19 protein-coding genes and 1 other RNA gene are annotated in these 24,475 nt (G+C 43.0%); 6 read left to right on the top strand and 14 right to left on the bottom strand.

Features of this window, described 5'->3' with window-relative positions; translation table 11 throughout:
* Positions 1-126 precede the first annotated feature (126 nt).
* A complete protein-coding gene (locus tag JMX97_RS00490; protein ID WP_201553998.1) occupies positions 127-1,563 on the bottom strand; it encodes a L,D-transpeptidase family protein in 1,437 nt (478 codons plus the stop codon).
* A gap of 520 nt (positions 1,564-2,083) precedes the next feature.
* On the opposite strand from JMX97_RS00490, the gene prmB reads away from it, so the two are divergent.
* Positions 2,084-3,262: a 50S ribosomal protein L3 N(5)-glutamine methyltransferase gene (gene prmB / locus JMX97_RS00485; protein WP_201553996.1), complete on the top strand. Its 1,179-nt coding sequence runs from the start codon at positions 2,084-2,086 to the stop codon at positions 3,260-3,262.
* 140 nt (positions 3,263-3,402) lie between these two features.
* A complete protein-coding gene (aroC, locus tag JMX97_RS00480) occupies positions 3,403-4,506 on the top strand; it encodes a chorismate synthase (RefSeq protein ID WP_201553994.1) in 1,104 nt (367 codons plus the stop codon).
* Positions 4,507-4,633: 127 nt separating this feature from the next.
* Here the strand turns inward: aroC and JMX97_RS00475 are convergent, their stop codons facing one another.
* From JMX97_RS00475 to JMX97_RS00465, 3 genes are all read right to left on the bottom strand, one after another.
* Positions 4,634-4,819: a hypothetical protein gene (locus JMX97_RS00475; protein ID WP_201553992.1), complete on the bottom strand. Its 186-nt coding sequence runs from the start codon at positions 4,817-4,819 to the stop codon at positions 4,634-4,636.
* A gap of 180 nt (positions 4,820-4,999) precedes the next feature.
* Positions 5,000-6,724 (bottom strand): two-component system sensor histidine kinase CreC, encoded by a 1,725-nt coding sequence (gene creC, locus JMX97_RS00470; protein WP_201553990.1) that lies wholly within the window; start codon positions 6,722-6,724, stop codon positions 5,000-5,002.
* Between the two features lie 53 nt (positions 6,725-6,777).
* On the bottom strand, positions 6,778-7,611 hold the full coding sequence (locus JMX97_RS00465) for a response regulator (RefSeq protein ID WP_201553988.1): 834 nt from the start codon (positions 7,609-7,611) through the stop codon (positions 6,778-6,780).
* Positions 7,612-7,990: 379 nt separating this feature from the next.
* Here JMX97_RS00465 and JMX97_RS00460 point away from each other — a divergent pair, with 379 nt between their 5' ends.
* On the top strand, positions 7,991-8,662 hold the full coding sequence (locus JMX97_RS00460) for an alpha/beta hydrolase (RefSeq protein WP_201553986.1): 672 nt from the start codon (positions 7,991-7,993) through the stop codon (positions 8,660-8,662).
* Positions 8,663-8,794: 132 nt separating this feature from the next.
* Positions 8,795-9,153: a transfer-messenger RNA gene (gene ssrA / locus JMX97_RS00455) on the top strand.
* Positions 9,154-9,339: 186 nt separating this feature from the next.
* On the opposite strand, the gene JMX97_RS00450 is transcribed toward ssrA, so the two are convergent.
* From JMX97_RS00450 to ppsA, 6 genes are all read right to left on the bottom strand, one after another.
* Complete coding sequence (locus tag JMX97_RS00450; RefSeq protein WP_201553984.1) at positions 9,340-10,689, bottom strand: questin oxidase family protein; 1,350 nt, start codon at positions 10,687-10,689, stop codon at positions 9,340-9,342.
* A 353-nt stretch (positions 10,690-11,042) separates the two neighbouring features.
* A complete protein-coding gene (gene rplI / locus JMX97_RS00445; RefSeq protein ID WP_201553982.1) occupies positions 11,043-11,552 on the bottom strand; it encodes a 50S ribosomal protein L9 in 510 nt (169 codons plus the stop codon).
* A gap of 25 nt (positions 11,553-11,577) precedes the next feature.
* Positions 11,578-11,805, bottom strand: a complete 228-nt coding sequence (rpsR, locus tag JMX97_RS00440; protein ID WP_201553980.1) for a 30S ribosomal protein S18 — start codon at positions 11,803-11,805, stop codon at positions 11,578-11,580.
* Between the two features lie 16 nt (positions 11,806-11,821).
* Positions 11,822-12,241: a 30S ribosomal protein S6 gene (rpsF, locus tag JMX97_RS00435; RefSeq protein ID WP_201553979.1), complete on the bottom strand. Its 420-nt coding sequence runs from the start codon at positions 12,239-12,241 to the stop codon at positions 11,822-11,824.
* 306 nt (positions 12,242-12,547) lie between these two features.
* The gene (locus JMX97_RS00430) at positions 12,548-13,549 is read right to left on the bottom strand and encodes an RDD family protein (protein ID WP_227671364.1); all 1,002 of its coding nucleotides are present in this window, start codon (positions 13,547-13,549) and stop codon (positions 12,548-12,550) included.
* A gap of 161 nt (positions 13,550-13,710) precedes the next feature.
* A complete protein-coding gene (ppsA, locus tag JMX97_RS00425) occupies positions 13,711-16,095 on the bottom strand; it encodes a phosphoenolpyruvate synthase (protein ID WP_201553978.1) in 2,385 nt (794 codons plus the stop codon).
* Between the two features lie 792 nt (positions 16,096-16,887).
* Between ppsA and JMX97_RS00420 the strand changes: the two genes are divergently transcribed.
* Together JMX97_RS00420 and sthA are read left to right on the top strand one after the other, a co-directional pair.
* A complete protein-coding gene (locus JMX97_RS00420) occupies positions 16,888-17,784 on the top strand; it encodes a pyruvate, water dikinase regulatory protein (RefSeq protein ID WP_227671369.1) in 897 nt (298 codons plus the stop codon).
* A gap of 247 nt (positions 17,785-18,031) precedes the next feature.
* Positions 18,032-19,591 carry a Si-specific NAD(P)(+) transhydrogenase gene (sthA, locus tag JMX97_RS00415; RefSeq protein WP_413786379.1) on the top strand — a complete coding sequence of 520 codons (1,560 nt, stop codon included), beginning with the start codon at positions 18,032-18,034 and terminating at the stop codon, positions 19,589-19,591.
* Between the two features lie 157 nt (positions 19,592-19,748).
* On the opposite strand, the gene JMX97_RS00410 is transcribed toward sthA, so the two are convergent.
* The 4 genes from JMX97_RS00410 to JMX97_RS00395 all read right to left on the bottom strand — a co-directional run bounded on the left by JMX97_RS00410 (position 19,749) and on the right by JMX97_RS00395 (position 24,406).
* The gene (locus JMX97_RS00410; protein WP_201553976.1) at positions 19,749-20,945 is read right to left on the bottom strand and encodes an ABC transporter permease; all 1,197 of its coding nucleotides are present in this window, start codon (positions 20,943-20,945) and stop codon (positions 19,749-19,751) included.
* Positions 20,945-22,246 (bottom strand): ABC transporter permease, encoded by a 1,302-nt coding sequence (locus JMX97_RS00405; RefSeq protein WP_201553975.1) that lies wholly within the window; start codon positions 22,244-22,246, stop codon positions 20,945-20,947. The genes JMX97_RS00410 and JMX97_RS00405 overlap by 1 nt, the downstream gene beginning before the upstream one ends.
* Positions 22,247-22,249: 3 nt before the next feature.
* Positions 22,250-23,461 carry an HlyD family secretion protein gene (locus JMX97_RS00400; protein WP_201553974.1) on the bottom strand — a complete coding sequence of 404 codons (1,212 nt, stop codon included), beginning with the start codon at positions 23,459-23,461 and terminating at the stop codon, positions 22,250-22,252.
* 66 nt (positions 23,462-23,527) lie between these two features.
* Positions 23,528-24,406 (bottom strand): YihY/virulence factor BrkB family protein, encoded by an 879-nt coding sequence (locus JMX97_RS00395; RefSeq protein WP_201553972.1) that lies wholly within the window; start codon positions 24,404-24,406, stop codon positions 23,528-23,530.
* Between the last annotated feature and the right edge of the window lie 69 nt (positions 24,407-24,475).

Below are 24,475 nucleotides of genomic sequence, written 5' to 3'. Positions count from 1 at the left end.
CAGAAATAGCTTATAAAAAATAGCTTATAAAAAACTAGCCAGTAAAAGACCAGCCATAAAAAAAGACCTTATTTAAAGGTCTTTTTTCGTTGGTGTCCGTTAGATACTTCTACCAATCAAACAACTCTATTTTAGCTCAACCGTCGCGCCATTTTCGATATTGGCATAGACTTCTAATACATCCCAGTTGGTCAAGCGCACGCAGCCTGCTGACGCTTGACGGCTAATGCCTTCAGGCTTAGGTGAGCCGTGCAGACCATAGGACGGCTTAGACAGGCCCATCCATACCACGCCTACTGGATTATTCGGTCCGGGTGGCAGCATGTGTATTTTTTTCTGATCGCCTTCACCGACAGTCGCTTTATACCAAGGCATTTTTACCTTATTGATGATTTTATAGGTACCCCGTGGTGATGGGGTGGCGTCACTACCAACGGTAGTTGGATAAGTAGCGACTAGCTTGTCATCATTGTAGGCATATAGTGTTTTGTCTGCTTTATTAGCGACCACACGGTTGATACGCTGTTTAAGCGGCGAACGGGTATTTAGTACAGTAATCGTTTCGCCTGCTTGGTAGGTTTTGCTTTTATTCAACTTATCAAGATAGCGCACGTCCATATGGAAGCGTTCACCGAGCATCTCTTTAATGTCTTGGTAATACAAGCCTTTCATTTTTGACTTGGCCTCTGACCCTGAAGGCGTGGTAGCAAAATTAGTCTTAATGTCAGAGTCGGTTAACGTGTAAGTTACCAAGACTGGCTTGTTGGCAGGGATGTTTTTAATCAGTGCATCCCATGTTTTTTGATCCATCTTACCCGTTGCTGGTAAATCTCTCATGTTTTGGAAATTGATTAAGGCTTTTTTACTGTTCATACCCCAACCGCCATCAATAGCACCAGGAGAGGCGTGGTTCCAATCCAGCAAGGCTTGCATCTTAATGGTCATCGCCGAGTTGACTTTCATATTCGGTGACCATATGGCACCGTTAACTTGTTTGGCATAGTTAGATAAGTTCAGCGTGGTATGTTTTTTACCATCGATATCTTCGATATTCTTAATGGTAGGATCATCACTGAAGTCTTGACGCTGCTCATGCTCAGGCAGCTCAAAAGCCAATGGATCAGACGAGTCAATAGATGAAGTATCGCTAGGTGCGGCAACGGCCTGACCTTCACTGATATCGTCAGTGCTATCAGATTGTACATCTTTACGCGCCAGCTCTGCTGCGCTCATGTTGTCAGCAGCGACTGCTTCTGGTGTTGATTTTGATTGATTCGCTTGCTTAGCATCAATAAGCTGCCCCATACGATCGGTAAGCTTAGTATTGGTAGCAGATTCAGACTTTGGCTTAACCGTAGCGACTGGCACACTGCCATCGATTGAGCTGCTACGGTTTTCTTGCACATTGAGGCTAGCTAACTTGGCAATGCTAGGTAGCTTATCAGCCGTGCGTACCGGTAGGGTGCGTGTACTATCATTAGGCGCAGCAAGCGCACTAACACTGATACCGGCGCTAAGGACGGCAACAGACATAGCGGTAATAAGTGGCTTTATTTTCATCATATTTAGTCACAGTTGGTGGTTACAATGGGGCTATTATGCGCATAATTTGAACGCTTCGCAAACTTTTGACACACCTTTCTTTGCGTATAGTGTGCCAAGCGTCAGCTGTTGACGTATTCACAACAATGTGGTGATAATTGAGCTAGGGTTTAACTGCTTTATTGCGCAGATTATGCGCCTAGCAAGTTTTTGGTAAGGTGGCGGCTACATAAAAATAGAGTTGACTACAGAACTGCTTTAATAGTACTTTTTTAATAAGAGCTGATTTGATAGAGTTGATTCAATACAGCTGGTTTAAAAAAGCCACCTTGCATTAAATGAATGCTTTCTCTAATCCATTTTTTGTCAAAGTAAAGACTACAGTAATTGGCGCTGTTTAACGTTTGCGTCTATAATACTTAAACTGCTTTATTTAACTGATAAGCTTTTAATTGAAAGCGGTGCAACCAGCCCGCATGTAGTTAATGAGCGAGTAATTCCATAATTAGTATTAACAATACCAATATTAACAAGGTGCGATATGCCAGAAGACCAGATCATGAGCGCAAAAGATTTTCAGAACCAATATTTCAGTGATAATGAGTCTCAAGACTTAGACTTGGATCACGATTTGCAGACGGATGAAGCCGGACTTCTCATTGGGAATAGTGAGTTTGCCACCCTGCATGTGGAGCTTGAAGAAGCTCGTCAGCAGCTGGTTAGCATTCGCGACTTTATTCGCTTTTCAGTGACTCAGCTGCGCAATTATGACGTGGTAGTGGCACAAGGAACGACGGATGAGTTTGCTGAAGCTTCCGCTATTGTCTTGCATTCTTTGTCTTTAGACTGGTCAGCCAATGAGCAGATTCTTGATTGTCGTTTGACTACCTCAGAAAAGAACGCAGTGCTTAGCCTGTTAGAAGAGCGTATTGCTGAACGTAAGCCACTGAGCTATTTGATTAATCTGTCTTACTTTTGTGATTTGCCCTTTTATGTTGATGAGCGGGTTTTGATTCCACGCTCACCAATAGCAGAGCTGATTCGTCAGCAGTTTCATCCGTATTTTGATGCTAACGAGCTGGCTAAGCCCCTTGGTGCCAATGTTAACGATCACTCAACCGCGTTTTATGGACATGGCCTTGAGATGAAACAATTGTCGCAGCCAGAGCGTATTTTAGACTTATGTACCGGTTCAGGCTGTATTGCCATTGCGCTAGCAACCCGTTTCGTTGATGCGCTGGTTGATGCTGTTGATATTGACAAAGGAGCATTAGAAGTAGCGATGGTCAACGTTGATCACCATGATCTCGGTCATCAAGTGAATGTGATTGAATCTGACTTATTTGCTAAGATACCAGCTGAGAATCAATATGAGTTGATCGTTACCAATCCACCGTATGTCGATGCTGCCATTATGGCAGATTTGCCGCCTGAGTTTTTATATGAGCCTGAAAATGCGCTAGCGGCTGGTCAAGACGGACTGGACTTGGTACATCGTATTTTGTTCGAGGCAGCAGATTATCTAAGCCCCGAAGGCTTGTTGATCTGTGAAGTGGGTGATAGCGAGTGGGCATTAAGCCAAGCATATCCAGATATTCAGTTCGATTGGCTGAAATTTGCACACGGCGGTCATGGTGTGTTTGCTATTACTTTTGATGAATTAATGGAACACCGTGAGCTGTTTGCAAACTATGTACAGCTATTAGATGCTAGTCATTGAAATATTAGTCATTAAAGTACTAGTCATTAAAGTACTAAACACTAAAATAATAGCCGTTAAGCTAGTATTGATTGAATAGTTGTTTTTGATGAATAATAACTAAATACCCGCAAGTAGATTCAACAAGTTTAAGGACAGATATGGCAGGCAACAGTATTGGAAAACTTTTTTGCGTGACCACTTGCGGTGAGTCACATGGTGCTGGTTTGTTAGCCATTGTAGATGGTGTGCCGCCAGGTTTAGCGCTATGCGAAGCGGACTTACAAGTTGATTTAGACCGCCGCAAGCCAGGCAGCTCTAAATATTCAACCCAACGCCGTGAGTCCGATGAGGTCGAAATTATCTCTGGCGTATTTGAAGGCAAAACGACGGGCACGTCTATTGGGCTGCTGATTCGTAATACCAATCAGAAATCCAAAGACTACACCGAGATTAAAGATACTTTTCGTCCCGGCCATGCTGATTATACTTATAGTATGAAGTATGGCTTTCGCGATTATCGCGGTGGTGGGCGCTCCTCAGCCCGCGAAACGGCGATGCGGGTGGCTGCTGGGGCTATCGCTAAAAAGTATTTGCAAGATCGTCTAGGGGTGCAAGTCCGTGGTCATGTCACTCAAATAGGTCCTGAACGTAGCGAAGTATTAGATACTAATACGATTGATTGGGAGTTTGTGAATAGCAATCCATTCTTTTGTGCGGATAAAGAAGCCGTTGGTCGCTTTGAGACTCTGATAGATAGCTTGCGCCGTCAAGGAACCAGCTGCGGTGCACGCCTTGAAATCATTGCCAGCGGTGTCCCTGTAGGACTGGGTGAACCCGTATTCGATCGATTAGATGCGGAAATTGCTCATGCTATGATGAGTATCAATGCGGTAAAAGGCGTTGAGATTGGCGACGGTATGGCAGTTGCTGAACAATTCGGTCATAGCGCTCGTGATGAGATGACCCCGGACGGCTTTACGGCCAATCATGCCGGCGGTATTTTGGGCGGCATTTCATCAGGTCAAGATATTCGCGTCAGCATTGCGCTTAAACCCACGTCTAGTATCACTACCGCTGGTAAAAGTATCAATACCCAAGGTGAAGCGGTCGATATGCTTACTAAAGGTCGTCATGATCCTTGCGTGGGTGTGCGTGCAACGCCCATTGCGGAGGCCATGCTAGCCATCGTCTTGCTCGATCATTATCTACGTCATCGTGGTCAAAATGCCGATGTTGAGCAACCAGTGACCTCAATTACTTAAGCTATTTATGGTCGAACGATTGGCCCTTTATATTTTTTCTAGCAAGCTCACATGAGTTTGAATAGAAGAAACATAAAGGGTTTTTTTGGATATTCAAAAAGAAAGACCGTGTTAACTCTGTTAGGGCTCAAGCTGCGCGTTGATAGCTATCAACAGCGACACAGTGTTGATGCCGAAAAATAAGTAACAGCTGCTGGCTTGGAATCGCTAACCAGTGTCCAAAGGTAATACTATCCATACCTTGAGCTAATAGTATTTGCGCACAATGCTGACGACTGTGGCCTAAACAATTTTTAGTAAATGTATTTTTCATACTAGGTTATCTCTCTGTCTCATTTATGAATTTTAGTAGCACTATAGTAAAACAAAGAGATATAAAACACGTGTGAATACGATGAAAAACTGATGGATCGTGGCGAAGTCTTTGAATAATGATGACTAAAATAACCTTAACCTTAGAGGAGGGCGAAAGTAGATAACAGTCGCTATCTTTTTAAGGCTTAGCTAAGGGTAGTGTCATGCTTACTGTCACACCAGAAATTTGATCAAGAGTAAGGTCGGCGGTGACATTGAGGATAGTAACAGTGCCGCCGTGATGCTCAACGACTTGCTTTACTAAGGTTAAACCAAGTCCCGTCCCTTTTTTTGGGCTAGTGTTGAATGCATTATTCGCTGGCTCTTCAGCAGAGATTTGATCTGGCTGACTTTGATTAGCGATGCTTTGATGCGATAGACTAAAATAACGATCGAAAACCTTAGTGACAGCATAATCAGGCAGTAGCTTGCCATCGTTGAAGATATCAATCGTCACTGAATGTGAGGTGGAGGTATTGATACTGATAGAGACAATATTGTCAGCAAAATGAATCGCATTATCCAGTATGTTCTGTAAGGCCTGTACTAACCAAAAGCTATCCGCATAGACGGTTGTTTTTGATAAAAGGTCAGATGATATAGCAGTCGTTGCGGTGAAGGTCTGGTCATTGATGGTGATATTAATAGGCGCTAGATGTTGCTGTTGTAGCTTTGCGCTGCTTTCATTTGCTAAACGATGAAGTATTGGCAACACAGGTAACGCTTGACGGTTTAATTTAAACGTTGGCTGCTCAACCTTAGCCAATAGCAGTAGCCGATCAATTAGCTGTTGCATTTTTATGCTTTGTTCACCGATGGTCTGGATAAGCATGTGCCGATCATCGCTATCGAGTCCGTCATCTTCTAATAGCTCGCTACTGGCACGAATAGCGGTCAAAGGACTTTTGAGCTCATGGGTTAAGGTATGCACGTAGTCAGTAACGTAAGCTCTGTTTTCTAACCGATGCTTCATAGTTTCAATGGTATCGGTTAAGCTATTAAGTTCCTGACCTAAATAAAAATAGGGCTTTTTGGAGTCTTCTGCCAGTGCGCCGGTATATTGAGTGACGAGGGTAATACTTTGCTTGAGCCACCATGCCACTAGCCCCGCTAAAATCAGTGCAAAAATACTAATAAACAAGGCAGTGATGAGCATCCGCTGGCGCGTGTTATCTAAGTAGGGTAATACGCTCACGACAGGTTTACCCACGCTCACCACACCGATAATATTACCTGACGCGTCTTTTATTGGTTGCGCCACATACATGATTGAGCTGTTAAGTTGCTGACTATCACGCACTGTGCTTCTTGCACCATATTGTCCTTTTAACGTCAAATAGACATCATTCCAGCGGCTATAGTCTTCACCTTTAGCATTGTTAGGCGAGGGTAGCGAGTCATAAATGACGATGCCATTAATATCAGTGATGTATACCCGAAAGCTGCTGTATGTTTTTGGCTGATAGTCCGAATTTGTAACTTCTCCGAATACTGGTTTGCCAATAAATGCGACATCAAGTTGCGTCTGATAGGCCTCGTTGTACAGCTGACCTGAGCGTAGCGGTATCTGAAGACTGGCCGCCAGCAACTTACTGGTGTCTAACAAGGTATCTTCAATAACTTGCTGCGCTGTTGGCTTAACGTACCCAAACAGCTGAGTAAAAATCACCGCACCGCATAGGATGAGCACCAAAGCAACCGCCAGCCAAATCCTAAAAAATATACTTAAGTTAAGGAGGCGTTTAGGCACTCTCGTCTGCTGAGCCGCACCAACCGGATGCAGTTTGGCATACCAATTAGATTGATTGGGCTTAGCGCTACTATTAGTTTTATGATCGATTGAGTCAGGACGGCGTGATGTCATGTGTCAGGGGTCTATTTTGAATACGGCTATTCCAAATCGGACGGCTTCACTTACTAAGCAGGACATAGCGCATAGCCAAGCCCGCGATGGGTATGAATAACATCGATACTATCATCAACCACAGCCAGCTGCTTACGAATGGACTTAATATGACTGTCTATGGTCCGCGCCAAGCGATGATCGGGATAGTCACTCACCGCACTCAATAACTGCTCACGGCTAAAGACCTGATTGGGCGCTTGTAGTAAGGTTAATAAAATCTTGCGTTCGGTATTACTAAGCTCAAGCTTCTCATCTTGCCACATTAGTGAGTAGTTAAGCGGTTGATAATGCCAAATGCCAGCGCCACATTGAAAGGTCAAGGCTTGTGCTGACATAGGATTGCTATTATTAGAGCTATGAGCGAGTCTATCAGGGTTTGTGTTATCTGCTGAGGCTGTTTGGGAAATAAGTGACTGATAAGCTTCTGAGCTGTTGGTCGTGGTCTGCTGAGAGAGTAATTGTTCACGTCGCCAAATCGCTTTTAGACGCGCAACTAACTCACGGGGACTAAAAGGCTTAGTACAGTAGTCATCACCGCCCATCTCTAAACCCAAAATCCGATCGACCTCATCACTACGGGCGGTCAGAAATACGATAGGAGTATCTTTTAAGCCTTCAATGTCAGAGGTATGGCGAATTTGTTGACATAAACTCAGACCATCACCATCTGGGAGACCAACATCTAAAATAATAGCCGATAGCGTCTGCGCCTGCTCACTATGAAGGAACGGCAGTACACTGCTGGCATTATCCAGCCAAGTGATTTGCCAGCCCTCACGTTTGCAAGTGACTTTTAGAGACATGGCGATAGCAGGGTCATCTTCTACCAATAAAATATGAGTCATAAGCGCTATATACTTGTTTAATAGTAACTGTTAAAAAAGTGGTCGTTGAAAAACGATTTCAAAGCATCATAAACTAGCTGTAGTTACTTTATGACGCTACATAAAGCATAAAGGCCAGAAGTGTTGAATACTAAAACTATCAAATTATCCTAGCATAAAAGTACGATTATATTGTGATGTCACTCACCAAAAGCTATGGAAAGTTTATGAATAATGGCAACGGTCAGGCTTAATAGTAACGGTGATGGCAGCTATAGTATACTGAGCGCCCAATAGGAAGGATAAGAACCTAAAAATGACAGCCATATTATAAAGGTAAGTATTGTTTGACCTGCATATTTCTTATGTACATAAATTTATTACGCAAAGAGGATATTATATGAGTAACTACTTAGATGCCGTCATCGTCGAGCATAACCCCGCCCAAAAAACGATAGATCGCGCTGTTATTTGGCTACATGGCTTAGGTGCCAGTGGTCATGATTTTGAGCCAGTTGTACCGCAATTGGGTTTGTCTGATGATATGGCCGTGCGCTTTATCTTCCCGCATGCGCCCCAGCGTCCAGTGACGATTAACGGTGGCATGGTGATGCCCGCATGGTACGATATATTTGAGATGAGCCTTGAGCGCAAAGTTGATATTGCCCAGATTGAACAATCAACCCAACAAATTCATGATTTAATCACTCGCGAAATAGAACGTGGTGTTGCGCCTGAGCATATCGTCATCGCTGGGTTTTCGCAAGGCGGGGCAGTCGCTTATCATGTGGCACTCGGCTATCCACAGCGTTTAGCAGGTCTAATGGCATTATCTACTTATCTGGCAACCAATGATAATATCGACTACAGCGTAGCGAATCAAGATTTGCCAGTTTTGATTGAACATGGCACTCAAGATCCGGTTGTCCCTGTCATTCTGGGTGAGCAAGCGAAGCAATTATTATCATCTAAGGGCTATAAAGTTGATTATCGTACTTATCCGATGGCTCATCAGGTATGCATGCCGCAGATTCAAGGTATTGGGGTATGGTTGAATAAGGTTTTAGATTAATATTCCGCTCAGGGACGCTACCATAAATACTGTACAGATTTATAATACTTTATCAGCTGTAAATTAATGTAATATTGGTCATTCATTGGTTGATGTAGAGCTACTAATTCGTATATAATATGCTCATCAATTGGGGATGTTCTGGCTTCGACGCTGGTGATGAAACTCAATGATGCATGTCGAGAGTATATGTCCTCTCGTTAATCCAACATATATTGTTATAGTCGCAAACGACGAAACTTACGCTCTAGCAGCTTAAACCCTGCTTACTTGGTTGCTGATCACCTATAGTTGGTCAACTAAGTTGAGGCGTCCGCATATAGGCTCGCCACAAGTGATTGTCTCAATCGCTTGGGTTCAAAAGTAGAGAATCGTCCAATCCATCCTGACTGTCGGATCGGTGCGGATTAAAACCATAGACAGAAACTAAACATGTAGATTCATGAGCGTAATGCTGGCGGACGCGGGTTCAACTCCCGCCATCTCCACCACACACTAAAAATCCGATCACTTAATGTGGTCGGATTTTTTTATATATAAATTAAATATAACTGCATTTTTAAACCGTGAATTTTTTAGCATCTACTACGGTTGCTGATGTGCTTAGTTACACGAAGCTAAAGGATAGAGAGCTTATTGGATTTAAAGACAGTCATTGGTTTCAATGGTGCTGTAACTTAATCATACCTTCTACGATTATCTTGCGAGGCTTTTGATAATCTCTTACTAAACCGTAAATTATCCTGTACTTCGCCACTCGCATTGGCTGCTACCATATTACGAGCCGCTTTAGCATATAAATCATTCGATGCACTAGAGAACGACTGCCATTCAGCCCAACGCTTTAAAACGTAGACCGCCTTCGGCACATGCTCATCCAGACTGTCTGTGGTAGATTTCAGAGTTTGCAGCCACCAAGCTTTTTGTTCGTCACTCAACTGATAGCCGCTAGCTTTTTCATTACCTTCATTTGCGTTCCATTTCTCAAGCAGTGCAAGGGTATCTTTCATTCCAGGGCTGCCTTGAATTATGATAGTAGCCACCAGCGCTCTAAACCAATAACCTAAAGCATTTCTCTGTGCATTTTCATCAAGATGCGGCAGTACACATAAAACAGCGTGTAGGCTCGTTAACCCATGCAGTATAAAAAATTCGTTGTTGCTGCCCAGTAAGGCACTCGCTGCAATAACGCTTAACTCTTCGATTGCTGTGGTTAGATCATGTCCCATATCAGGTAATCTAAGCGTCACAACCTCGTTGAGAAACAGCGACATTGGTTGCCCGGGATTATCAAAAGTGATCAATCGCTGCTGAAAACTACCTCTATTTAGCTTTTTATAGTCTTGGGTTTTACTTAACGAATCGGCTGTTTCAGTCAGTTGCGGTATTCTATCGTCATTTAATATCTGCTTAAGCGCTTGAATAGGGCTAGGCGCATCGGGCGACCAAAGCTGATGTTTGGTGTGGATTGAGCCAGTAGCCAGAGGTTGGAATGCGGTTGCCATGTATGCTAACCCTTCAGCCGCCATATCAGCAGATTCAACATCAACCGCCCAACCGAGGTGTATCGTGGCATGCAACGCTGCACCGGCCATGCCTTCTGACAGCGCAGGGTAATAGCGGTTTAGGCATGCGCTTAAGCCTAGCTCGGCTATCTTTTTATCAAAAAAATCGCGATACAAAGGAAAAGCAATCCGAATAGACTGCAAATTATTCAACCAGTTGGTGTCTGTTATTTCTGTGTAGTCTATTGGATTATTGCGAGGAGCTTCTAGCTTATTTGCAGCGCTGATAGTTATTTTGCCAGTAGTTTTAGTAGCTTTAGTAGCTTTGTTTGTAGCTTTCTTAGTATAAGTATCCTCCCACCACTGCATTTTTTTGTGGTTAGCGCCCGCAGCATCTAACGCAATCCAATTGTGGGTGATGTGATTTGATAGATAGCCTTCATATTCAATGTGCCAATTTCTGCCGCGCTTGAGCCACTCATGTAGGTATTCAGAATAATTTGGCGTTGAGTAAAATGTCATGTGAATTCCCTAGTTCGTGATAAGCCCATAAAAAAAAGACGCTTATCGTACTATTTGGCGTCCTGATAAGAACATAATAGTATCTTAAAAATATGTTAATAACATTGATAGTAAAGGACTGTTACTTCCATATCAAATAGTTTTACGTGGAAGTACTTTAGTTGCTAGATGATATGGGGGAGATTTCGTCTGAGTAAAATGAGATTATGTGTTAGTGAAAAATAAAGCCAGTAGATGCTGGCTTTTAAATAAAGTAGGACTTTTATAAAAACTTTGCAAATATTGATAAGCATAAAAAAAGCCAGCAACGCTAAGTTACTGGCTTTTTCAAACTGAATCTGACGTTCTAAAGATTACTCTTCAGAATAGTCGTCTTCGCTCTGGTCTTCTTCTACTGCTACATCTTGGTCATCACCATCTTCAGATAGGATAGTCACTAAGATGCTGGCAATAACGTCATGATGTAGTTGGATATCAACGTTATATTCGCCAACTTGACGTAAAGCACCCTCTGGAAGTTTAACTTCAGAGCGGTCAACTTCTAGGCCTGAATTGGTCAACGCTTCAGCAATATCGCGAGTACCGATAGAACCGAATAGTTTGCCTTCATCGCCTGATTTGGCGCGCATGATAACATTAACATCAGTTAATGCATCAGCACGTTCTTGAGCGGCGTTAAGCTCTACTGCCTCTTCGGCTTCAAGTTCAGCACGACGTGCTTCGAACTTTTCAATGTTAACTGCAGTTGCAGGTAACGCTTTGCCATGAGGGATAAGAAAGTTACGTCCGTAACCTGGTTTCACATCGACAGTTTCACCGAGTTTACCAAGGTTGACGATACGCTGTAACAAAATAACTTGCATGAGTCACTCCTAGTTAACCGTCGAATTACTGATGGTTGTCAGTATACGGAAGTAGCGCAAGAAAGCGAGCTTGCTTGATAGCAGTAGCTAATTGACGCTGATATTTAGTAGATGTACCTGTAATACGGCTAGGTACGATTTTGCCATTCTCACTGATATACTGTTTTAGCAACTCAACATCTTTATAATCGATGTGAGTGATGCCTTCAGCAGTGAAACGGCAGAATTTGCGACGGCGATAGAAACGTGCCATAAGTATTCTCCTTTAATTAGTCTTCACTGTTGTCGTTATTGTCGTCGTCATTCTCGTCATTACGACTGTCTGGACGACGGCTAGTAGTAGTAGTAGCTTTGCGTGCACGTTTTTCATCGGCATTCTTAGCTAACTGCGACTCTTCAGTGATTGCGTCGTCACGGCGCATGACTAGGCTACGAATGATCGCGTCATTATAACGGAATAATTCTTCAAGCTCAGCTAAAGTCTCACCGTTAGTTTCAATATTGAATAACAGATAATGAGCTTTATGAATCTTGTCGATTGGGTAAGCCAGTTGACGACGACCCCAATCTTCTAAACGGTGGATGATACCGTTATTGTCTTGAACTAGCTTAATGTAGCGTTCAACCATGCCAACCACTTGGTCGCTTTGGTCTGGGTGTACAATTAACACCACTTCGTAATGTCGCATAATGGACTCCTTACGGATTAGTAGCTATTGACCCTATGTCAATAGCAAGGAGAGTTATAAAGTAAGCCCCAGCTCGAATAAAACATTAAAATCAAAGAAGAATAAGAGCTAAGCTTATTTTATAAAGCGCCACATTATAACAGTAACTGCTTACTAACACAAAGGCTAATCAGCGCGTGACTGTTTATAAAAAGATAAGTATAAATAAATGCTTATCAATGGATGGTGTAAATAAAAAAAGCAACGACTGAGCGCTGCTTTTTGACAACTATCATATAATTTATTTTTAATAACCGTACTTATAAGTTATTTTATTTTGGGCTGTTTAACCAACTGATTGCTGTCTGCTTTGACTACTAAAGTCTTAGCTAACTTATCATGTAAGCCGATATTTTCAGGGCTTTTAGAAGCCATATAATAATGTATCCCAATGACCACAAAACCTAAAAAGCTAGTGAACGAAAACAGTAAGTTATAAATAACAAACAACAACAAGGTGCGAATACCGATAAGTTTAATAAAAGACGGTAGACGATGAGTGGTTTGATCCACGACTCGAATGCCGGTAATTAGCTTCCCTAACGATTGACCACGCAATGTTATAAATATCAGCTGCAAAGCAAACAGACCAAACACTAGCACTTGTGACATCATCAGGGTGGTGCTTGGAACACTCTCCATTAGAGTCATTGAATACTGGTAAGCGGCGTCCATATTTTGGATGTCTTGAAACTTACTGTAGTCTACATCCATTTTAGTCAATGCCATCACCAGCGGAAAAATCGCTAATAAATACATCAAAGCATTGATTGCGGTGGCTAATACTCGCGACATGATAGGCGCAAGTACCATATTACCGACTACCTTATCCTTACCTGAAGTAGGTTTGGCAGCGCTAGACTTATTCAAGGTCACATTGTTATGCGGTGTTTGATGACGATTGCTTGTCAAATCAGCTTTGCTGTTCTTAGCGTCAGGTTTTGGCCGTTCAGGCTTACCGTAAAGTCTATCAATAGACAGTTTTTTGCCGTCCTGATTACTTTTTCCGTTTGGATTGGTATCAGAATCTTCAGGAAATACAGTCACATTATTAACAATAGAGTCGTTAGTAATGGAAGTATTAGGCACAGCAGTAGGGCGGTAAGTATGTTGATTACCGGTTAAGTTGCCGACACGCTGCCATTGATCTAAACCGTCATGCCATACTAAGTCATCAAGCGTTACTTCGCCAGACGCCAACATGATATTAAGTTGATCCAAATCATAGGGACCCGCTTGTACATTATTTCGAGCAAGGAAAATCTGCATAGTTGCCTGTATAGTTAGTCATATCTTAAGTCGCTACTTTAAAGGATGATATTAGGGTATGTTCGATATTAAACAAGCTCTATATTAAATAAGCTATGTTTGTAAATATAGGACAAACCCTAATGACAATATAAATTACTGCGGTGACCTACTGCGGTAGCTTATTGTACTTCTTCACCTGCTAAGAAGAACCAAGTATCGAGCACTGAGTCAGGGTTAAGTGACACTGAGCTGATACCTTGCTCCATGAGCCAGTAAGCAAGGTCTGGATGGTCTGATGGACCTTGACCACAGATACCGATGTACTTGTCTGCTTTGCGGCACGCATCAATCGCCATAGACAGTAGCTTTTTGACCGCAGGATCACGCTCATCAAACAGATGTGAAACGATACCTGAATCACGGTCAAGCCCTAGGGTTAGCTGCGTCAAGTCATTAGAGCCGATTGAGAAGCCATCGAAGTGCTCTAGGAACTCTTCTGCAAGTAAGCAGTTGGTTGGTAGCTCACACATCATAATGATGCGTAGACCATTTTCGCCACGTTTAAGACCGTTTTTCTCAAGTATTTCAATTACTTGCGCCGCTTCATCAACCGTACGAACGAATGGGATCATAATCTCGACGTTGGTCAAGCCCATCTCATCACGAACCCGCTTAAGTGCTTTACATTCGAGCTCAAAGCAGTCGCGAAAGTTATCAGAGACATAGCGGCTCGCACCACGGAAGCCCAGCATTGGGTTTTCTTCTGATGGCTCGTATAGTTTACCACCAAGTAAGTTCGCGTATTCGTTAGATTTGAAATCTGACATACGAACGATAACCGGCTGATCCATAAAAGCAACGGCTAGAGTTGAGATACCTTCAACTAATTTATCAACATAGAAGTCAACTGGTGAGGCATAGCCAGCAATACGTTCAGTAATTGCTTGCGCCACTTCACGTGGTAGGCTGTTCATGTTCAATAACGCTTTTGGATGCACACCAATCATACGGTTGATGATGAATTCAAGACGGGCAAGACCAATACCTTCATTTGGCATTTGGGTAAATGAGAAGGCGCGGTCTGGGTTACCGACGTTCATCATGATTTTAAATGCCAGATCAGGCATAGACTCGATAGAGTTAGTTTTTACTTCAAAATCAATCTGGCTTTCATAGATAAAGCCGGTATCCCCTTCAGCACAAGAAGCGGTAACGTCTTGACCGTCAACCAATAGCTCAGTAGCATTACCACAACCAACGATAGCGGGAACGCCAAGCTCACGAGCGATAATCGCCGCGTGACAAGTACGCCCACCACGGTTAGTGATGATAGCTGAGGCACGCTTCATAACCGGTTCCCAATCAGGATCAGTCATGTCTGAAACAAGTACGTCTCCGTCTTGTACTTTGTCCATCTCGTTCAAGTTATCAACGATACGTACTTTACCAGAACCAATACGTTGACCGATTGAACGACCTTCGCATAATACTTTAGCACCAGTAGTATTGATTACGTAGCGTTCCATTACATTGCTGTCTTGGCGGCTCTTAACCGTTTCTGGACGGGCTTGAACAATAAATATTTCATTGGTATCGCCGTCTTTTGCCCATTCGATATCCATCGCTTGACCATAATGCTTCTCGATAGTCATCGCTTGCTTAGCAAGTGAAGTCAGCTCTTCAGTTGATAAAGAGAACTGCATACGCTCTTGTTTTTCAACATCAACGACTGTAACCGATTTAGCAGTACTGCCTTCATCACCATAGATCATTTTCTTATGCTTGCTACCTAGGTTACGACGAATAATCGCAGGCTTACCATTAGTTAATAGCTGTTTTGATATATAAAACTCATCTGGGTTAACCGCGCCTTGCACAACCATTTCGCCTAAGCCGTAACTTGAGGTGATAAACACCACTTGGTCAAAGCCACTTTCAGTATCTAGCGTAAACATGACACCAGCCGCGCCAGTCTCTGAACGTACCATACGCTGTACAGCAGCAGATAGGGCAACGCCTTCATGCTCAAAGCCTTTATGAACACGGTAAGAGATTGCACGGTCATTATATAGTGAAGCAAACACTTCTTTAATAGCGACTAAAACGTTATCAATGCCACGAATGTTCAAAAAAGTTTCTTGCTGACCAGCAAATGACGCATCTGGTAAATCTTCAGCAGTGGCAGAAGAGCGCACTGCGACGGCAATATCTTTGCCATCACTCATTTCTTCAAATGATTTGCGAACCTCTTGTTCAAGATCTTTTGGCAACTCTTGCTCAATAATCCAGTTCCGGATTTTTTTACCAGTAGCAGCCAGCTTGTTAACGTCATTAACGTCTAAGTCTTTAAGCTCACTGTTAATTTTGTCAAGTAAACCCGTTTCAGTCAAAAAGCGATTGAAGGCATCTGAGGTAGTGGCAAAGCCGCCTGGAACACTAACGCCTAAATCAGATAGATGGCTGATCATCTCGCCAAGCGAGGCGTTCTTACCACCAACCGTCTCAATATCGTTTTTTCCTAGCTGATCAAGATTGATTACAAGTGCTGTAGAGTGCGCTGCCATGATAACTCCAGAAAATAAGGTTATTTAGTAAGGATTATAAGGGTCGATTATACCGCTATATTTGGATAATTTCGATAGGTTGAGCTAAAAAACTTATGAAAAAGATACAAACGATAGCGTTCGGTAATAATCGGTCCCTAATTCATCAATCAATTGGTTCAATAGTAAGAAATATCAATAGCAAACGATACACAGTAACAAAACTGATTCACATAGAACCATCAGTAATTCACTTATTTATATCTTAATTTTTAGTACAGTAAGTAACGTTGATATTGAGTAGAGTTGTATGGGTTTGCCTGTAGGCAGTTATGCTAACATTGATTTCTATTAAGCGTCTATTATGCGTATAATGTAAGGCATAAATATCAAGCGTGGGATGACGCGTATGTTCATCGAATTTATAAATGCTAACTCCGTATAATAAGATATTCGAAGACTGCTATTAGCATTCCGTCAGCTAGTATATATGTAGGATATTATATATGTAAGGTGTTACTTATAGTAGTAGGCTTCTCATTAGTAAAGTAACAGCTAGCAAAGCAATAACAAGCAAAACAATGTCTGTCCTCGCAACTGTCTATTCTTATCATTTATCACAGTCTAAAATGACCAGCTTGAATTATAGGGTTATGACCAAGATATCTGTATGAAGAAGATACCTGAACAACAAAAAGCCACCACTGTCCTTCAGCATAGTCTGTGACAATACTGTTTATAACAGTGCTATTTATCACATACCATTCATCTAAAAATCATACATCATAGCGCTACTATCGAGGTCTTTAAATTATGTACGCTAACAATCCGTCCGAACAAGATAAGCCCACTATTCAAAACCGCCATGCATTAAGTTTAGACAACTCGCAAACCATAAGAAGTGCATTTTTTATCTCTGATGGTACCGCCATTACTGCTGAAACTTTGGGGCGTTCTATATTAAGTCAGTTTGCCTCGGTGCCTTTTGAGACGCGAGTGTTGCCGTATGTGGATAGCTTAGAGCGCGCTGAAGATGCGGTCGAGCAAATCAACATGGCCTATCAACGCGATGGTCTGCTGCCGTTAGTTTTTGATACTATTGTTAATCCTGATATCCGCGAAAAGATTAACTCGGCGCATGGCTGTAATTTGGATATGTATGAGGGGTTAATCGGGCGTATCGCTGAAGAAACGGGTATTGAGCCTGATGGAGACTCAGGTCATGCGCATGATAACGTCGACTCTGAGACCTACAAAGAACGTATCGATGCGGTACATTTTGCTTTAGATAATGATGATGGTGCGCGTACACGCCATTATCATGCGGCAGATATTATTCTGATTGGGGTGTCACGCTCGGGTAAAACCCCGACTTCATTATATTTGGCCTTACAGTTCGGTATTCGAGCGGCCAACTATCCGCTGACTGAAGAAGATTTATTCGATAATCAGTTGCCAAAAGCATTACGTGAGCATAAAGACAAGCTGTTTGGCCTTATTATTGATACCGATCGCTTGGTTAAAATTCGTCAAGAGCGCCGCGCGGGCAGTCGCTATTCGAGCTATCAGCAGTGTCAGCAAGAGCAGCGTGCCATACAAGGTATTTATACCTCGCAAGGTATTCCAAGTCTCGATGTCTCAGAGATGTCAGTTGAAGAGATTGCCACCCGTATCCTACAGATGACGGGTCTTAAGCGCCGTATTGGTTAAGGATACATAAGACCAACTAGATACGAGATATTGCAAAATATCTTATCGCAACGTATGGTGGGCACATATTAGTAGCATAGAAAAGTGCTCTAAAAAACTCTAAATGTGCCAATAGACAAACAAACTGATAAATAAACGAACAAATAAAGAGAACATCATGGTAAAAAAAACTAAAGACGACGCCACCAATGATACTGGTGAAGATATTCATACTGAAGTTTCTAATAAAGACAGTGGCAGCGCGCCAATGACGACATCTGAGCACACCAAAGATGAGAATAAGAAAGAAAAAATTGAGCAAACACATGAACAAGTAACTAAAGATGTCATGTACCACCCTGATTTGGTCAATCCGCTCGATGATACCAGAATCGATGTCAAAACTAGCTTTAATAAAGACGCAAAATTCTTAAAAGATGACAAGCATAAGTTTGAGTATGATGCCGTAGTATTAGGTGCCGGTCCTGCTGGTGAAGCGTCTGCGATGAAGTTGGCCAAATCTGGCAAAAAAGTAGCGGTCATTGATCCGCGTGAGCAAGTCGGCGGTAACTCTACCCACGTCGGTACGATTCCGAGTAAGGCGCTGCGTCAATCAGTATTTAACTTGATTAACTTTCGCCGTGACCCGATGTTCACCAAAGCGATGGATTATCATCAAGTACCGCTCACTAAAGTACTGGCCAATGCGCGTCAAGTGATTCGCCAACAAGTTAGCACGCACGCGCGATTTTATGAGCGTAACCAGATTGAAGTCATTCACGGCTGGGCGAGCTTCGTTGACGCTCATACCTTACGAGTTGAAACTGATGAAAATACCTTTGAAACCATCACTTTTAATAAAGCCATAATTACCGTAGGTAGCCGCCCTTATCGACCTGAAATCCTAGACTTCAGTCATCCGCGCGTTTTTGACTCTGACAAAATCCTGCAAATGGATTATGTAGTCAAAAAAATTATTATTTACGGCGCGGGTGTGATTGGTTGTGAGTATGCTTCTATCTTTACAGGTCTTGGCTATAAAGTTGACTTAATTAATAACAAAGACCAATTGCTCAGTTATCTTGATAGCGAAATCAGTGACGCTATTGCTCATGACTTTAGACAATTTGGCGTGCTCATTCGTAGCAATGAAGAGATTGATTACCTTGAGACTCATGATGACTATGTCATTTTGCATCTAAAAAGTGGTAAAAAAATCAAATCCGATGCGATCTTGTGGTCAAATGGACGCTCAGGTAATACTGAAGGCTTAAATGTAGAAGCGGTTGGGCTCAAAGCCAATAGCCGTGGTCAGTTAAGTGTAGATGATACTTACCGTACTGAAGTGGAAAATATCTATGCAGCTGGTGACGTTATTGGTTGGCCATCACTGGCCTCCGCCGCTTATGACCAAGGTCGCTGTGCCGCCGCCTTTATGGTTGGTGACAGTGATGCCGAACCCGTCTCTAGCGTACCAACAGGGATTTATACCATTCCTGAAATCTCATGTATTGGTAAAACCGAGCAAGAGCTAACTGATGAGAAAGTCCCTTATGAAGTCGGGCGAGCGTTCTTTAAACACTTGGCACGCGCTCAAATCATTGGTGAACGTACGGGCGTATTAAAAATATTATTCCATCGTGAAACACTTGAGGTTTTAGGCATTCATTGCTACGGCAACCATGCTTCAGAGATTATTCATATTGGACAAGCCGTTATGAAATGCAATGCCACTCTTGAGTATTTTGTGAATACTACCTTTAACTACCCAACCATGGCAGAAGCATATCGGGTAGCGGCGTTGAATGGTCTTAACCGCGTGTTTTAGGTAAGGCTAAATAAAGAAACACTCTAATAATCTGATAATAAAAGCGTCTACGATTCTAGTAGGCGCTTTTTTATTGGCTATAGTTAATGATATTTTTATTGTTTATATAAATTGGAGCTTTCACACTTTATTGGTACATGCAATGCACCCTACATTTTTAATAAATCGCTTTATCTTGAGTAGTGCGCCAACGGAAAAGCATCAGTAGCATAAAGTAAAATAGCCATAAAGCTGCAAGCGCATAAAATCCTGTGGCAACTTGCGAGACGCTTGCTCCCATCTGATTGAGCTGTACAGAAGTATTGATAGCAGGGGTAGTTGGTACCAGCCAGCGCACCAGTTGTAACGCTTCGGGAAGTTGGTTGGCAGGCCAAGGATAACCACTTAAGAAAAATATCGGTAGCGAGCTGAAAATCAAGATCTGCATACTACGCTCACGTTGCCGGAACCACAGCCCAAGTACGCAGCCAAGCGTCGCTACGGTCGGACAAAACAGCAGTAAAAATAACAAACTGCCCAGCATATTTTGACCGCGTGGGTAATGATGGAGCTCAAATGCCCAGCCGTAATAAAAGCAGCCAATAATAAAGCTGAGCAGACTGAGTGCCATAATCCGCCCGAGCCAGCCGCGAATACTAGTGACATGACGGCGTTGTTCATACCACGTACCAATCAGCATAGCCGTGGCCATCAAAAGTGTCTGCTGCAAAATGATAATAGACACTGCTGGTACCACATAAGCACCATAGCCTTCCGTTTGATTGTATAAAGGAATAATCTGTAGCGGCACTGCTTGAGTATTTTGTGCTGCGGTAGGTAGATAAGCCCCTTGTGCTACCTTTTTCTTAACCTCAATCCCGGCTGATACCGTACTTACCGCTTGCAAAAATCCTAATTGAACATTTTTATTTAAAATAAAGTAGCCACCATTACCTAGGACGCTGACATTAGCCGATTTTCCTGATAATACTTGCTGCTCAAGACCGCTCGGAATAATCATATAGCCGGCGATTTGATCTGACCACATGGCTTCTTTAGCTGCTTGCTCATTGATAAAGCGCTCAGTATCCAGCTGCGGACTGGCGCTAGCATAACGGACAATAGTGCGCGACAGTTTGCTATTGTCATGATCAATAATACCAACCGGCACATGATTGACCACTTCGGTTGAATACGGCCATGGATAAAAGAAACCATAAATAATTGGCGCAATAATAAGCATCAAGATCACGCCTTTATCGGCGAAGATATCTTTGAATGTCCGGATAAAGCTTACCCAAAATGTCTCCGATACTGGCAAGACCGTAGATGCTGACGTGGTTTTTGATAGATTATTTTCTGATTGTGGCGACATTAGCGTGCCCCCCAGCGTTCAGGATGCGCAAGCGCACGTTTGGTTAACAAAGCTGTCAATGTCATCGTAATCAAAGTTGCTATGGTTAAGCCGTAAACGATGGGTAGAGAGACGGCGACTGGTGCCTGCATTTGTAGCTGGGCGATATGTAGCTTAAGGTAATGGGTAAGCGGTAATACATCCGACCAATGCTTGGCGCTATCGCTAATCGCAATATAAGGAAAAGTCACACCAGCAAAAGCATAAGAAGGTGCTGAAATAAAGCCGGTAGCAGACAATCCAGCCCGTAATGAAAACGAGCCTAAAGTAAAAATGGCACCAAGCCAAAATGATAGCGTCATGAGCAATATAAGGCCGATATAAATCGCTATCCACGAGCTGATAGCAATCGTTTGGTGAGGAGTTGCCAACCATAGAGCCAACGCTGACCAGACACTATAAGCCAGTATCGGCCAAAAATATTTTCCCAACAATCCTGATAGTAATACCAAGGTACTGACTGGTTTAGGCGTCTTCGAGCGTAATAATAGTTCAGTATTAGGCACGCTATCTTGTTTGTTTTCTAGAACTGATACTGTTTCAGCATCTTTCAACAAGGTTAAATCAGGGCGGCCAGTATCAATAAAACGATACCAACGGCCAAGTTGCTTATCGCGTAGCTCGCGACCGATAGTCGTAGCACCAATCACCATCGCTAATATATGTAATAGCGCAGGAATGACCGTTGATGCCAAAAATTGCTGATAGTCGGTCGCCGCGTTAAATAAGCTAGTGCGTTGAATGCCAATAGGCGAGTAAGCGATAGCGGCTTGCGATGGTGCCATACCTTGCTTGACCAAACGTTGTATTTCGACGCCTGCGGACAAGGTGCCGACGACAGATTGTACGCCTTTTTGGATAATGCCGGAATGGGTACCGTACTGAGCATTCACTTGCAAGACAATAGGTGCCGGTTTACTCGATAAGATATTACGTTCAAAGTCTTCAGGGATAATAACGACCGCATAAATTTCCCGCTGCAAAATAGCCGATTCGGCGGCAGCTGGCGAGTAATAGAGTTGCTTGACAGTAAGATCAGGGCTGGCTTCTAAATAACGCACAACCGTATTAGCGACCGGGCTATTGTCCTGATCAATGACCCCGATAGGCAGATTGGTAATTTGAGTCTGCGAAAATATCCACCAAATTAGTAATACCGTTGCCAGCGGTATCCAAACCACCATCGCAAAGTCCCAATGATTTTTGGCTAAAAAACGCCGCTCATAGGCGGCACTACGTAAAAAAGCCTCGATAAAGCGCATAGCTTACTCTTGAGCCTTAATAGACTGATTGTTGGCAGCTTGTGGATTGATGCGCACGATGACACTCATTCCTGAACGAATACGCGAGTCTGGAGTCGTTGGTCGTGCCTTGACTTCAAAGGTACGCACATCAAAGCCATCGTCATTATTGGTCGCTCGCCAGGTGGCAAAGTCAGATAATGATGAGGTCGCATAGACAGTGAACTTTTTAGAGTAGGGACGCTCAGGTGATGATAGAGCTGGGATAGTGCCGGTAAACTGCTGGCCAATAGCAAACTGATTTAAATAGGTTTCGGTAACATTGATGACCACCCATTGATCATTGGTATCGACTAAGGTTAGTAGTGGCACGCCTTGCCCGATGACTTCACCGGCGCTAACGATAACATTATCAACAATACCAGCAATAGGGCTTTTTAGACTGGCTTCTTGTTGAGCGACCAGCGCTTCTTCTAGCTTGGCATCCACTTGGGCTACTTGTGCGGTTGCTGCTGATTTATCTTCACTGCGTGCGCCTTCCATCGCTAAGTCGTACTGCAAGAGCGCCGCTTCCGTTTGATCTTGGGTGGCCAGATATTGAGCATAAGACTCATCACGCTTTTGCCGTGCCATCAAGCCTTCTTCATAAAGGCGATTGACACGCTCATAGGTGTTTGCTGCTAGATCAGACGCTGCCTTATTGGCTTGCCATGCTGCTTTTGCTTGCGCAATCTCTTGCGGGCGTGCGCCATTCTCTGCTTTATCCAGTTGGCTTTGTGCCATTTGCTTACCCGCACGCGCTTGATTAATCTTTGCCGTAATTTCAGGTGAATCCATCTCAATCAACTGCTGACCGGCGCTGACTGTATCGCCTTCAGTGACCAATATTTGAGCAATACGACCCGGCACTTTAGCCGCGATGGACGTTTGCTGCATTTGCATTTGCCCTTGCAAAGTAATGACTTCGGGCTCGCTGTGTTCATTGCTTTTAAACAATCCATAAGCGATAAAGCCCAGCACTATAATAATCAGTAGCGTAAGGATAGCCTTTTTCATCACTGCTGATTTTTTTGCAGTTACTGCCTCTGATCTGACACGATTATAGTTAGGCGCTATTTGCTCTACGGTATCAGTTTCAACTGCATTAGATGTTTGCTCGTTATCAAGAGTATCTGATGGGTCTAATTCTTTAGTGTTATCAGAGTCATTATCAGATTCATTGTGAGGTTCGGACATAACAGCAGGTTTCCTAAAGCAGTAGAGGAGAGAATAAAGGGTTTATTTAATCGTTTAACAAGCTGTTTAAGGGTAAACTCGAATAGCATCGGCCTTAGCACTTTCTACGAGTTCAGAGTTAAAAACAGCACCAAGCGCCACAATAAACGCCGAATAATAAAGCCACAGCATTATCACTACGGCAGCTGAAAGCGCACCAAATTCAGCACTATAGTTATTAAAGTTTTGTACATAGATTGAGAACACAACAGACAATACAATCCAAAGCACGGTTGCCAAGGCAGCCCCTGGTATTAGTTTTTTGAAACGCACTGTTTCGCGGTTTGGCGCAAAACGATAAAGGCCTAGAAAACTAAAGAATATGATGACCGCTAATATAGGCCACCTGCTCCAAAGTGCAATAGTCTTTGCTATCTGCGGAAAAGGAAAATACGTGGCTATTAATGGAATGGCGGCAATCGATGCCAGCGCTATGATAGATACGACTAGTGCTGCAATAGTCAGACCAATTGCGCGGATAAGGCCTGGTATGAAATTTCGCTCTTGGGTGATATGAAAGGCAAGGTTTATGAGAATAATCAAATATTTGATACCGCGAGAGCCTGCATAAAGTGCCAACGATGTTGAGAGGATTAGACTGTAAGTCAGGCGCGATTTGGTGTTCGCAACCAGCTCACTCAAGCGTGCATCAAGGACGTCATACACTGTCGGAGGCATGAATGGACGCAGAATTGAGATTTGTGCTTCCATTTCAGCAGGTGAAAAGGCCAAACCATAAATCAGCACAAACACAGCCATTACTGGAAAAATAGATAAAAAACCAAAAAAACCTACGCTGGCGCAATGTGCCCAAACATTAGATTTGCTAGTATTTCGCCATGTTCTGAGTATAAGGTGTTGCCACTTTGCTGCTGGAGTAGGGTTATTCATAGTAGGTTTATTCATAGCATAGCCATATAGTAGTGAGCGCTTTATTCAGTTGTCTTCGATATCATCAATATCATCGTTTTTACA

The organism is Psychrobacter sp. 72-O-c (genome assembly GCF_904846605.1).
Classification (GTDB): domain Bacteria; phylum Pseudomonadota; class Gammaproteobacteria; order Pseudomonadales; family Moraxellaceae; genus Psychrobacter.
This window is presented reverse-complemented; position numbering and strand designations above follow the sequence as displayed.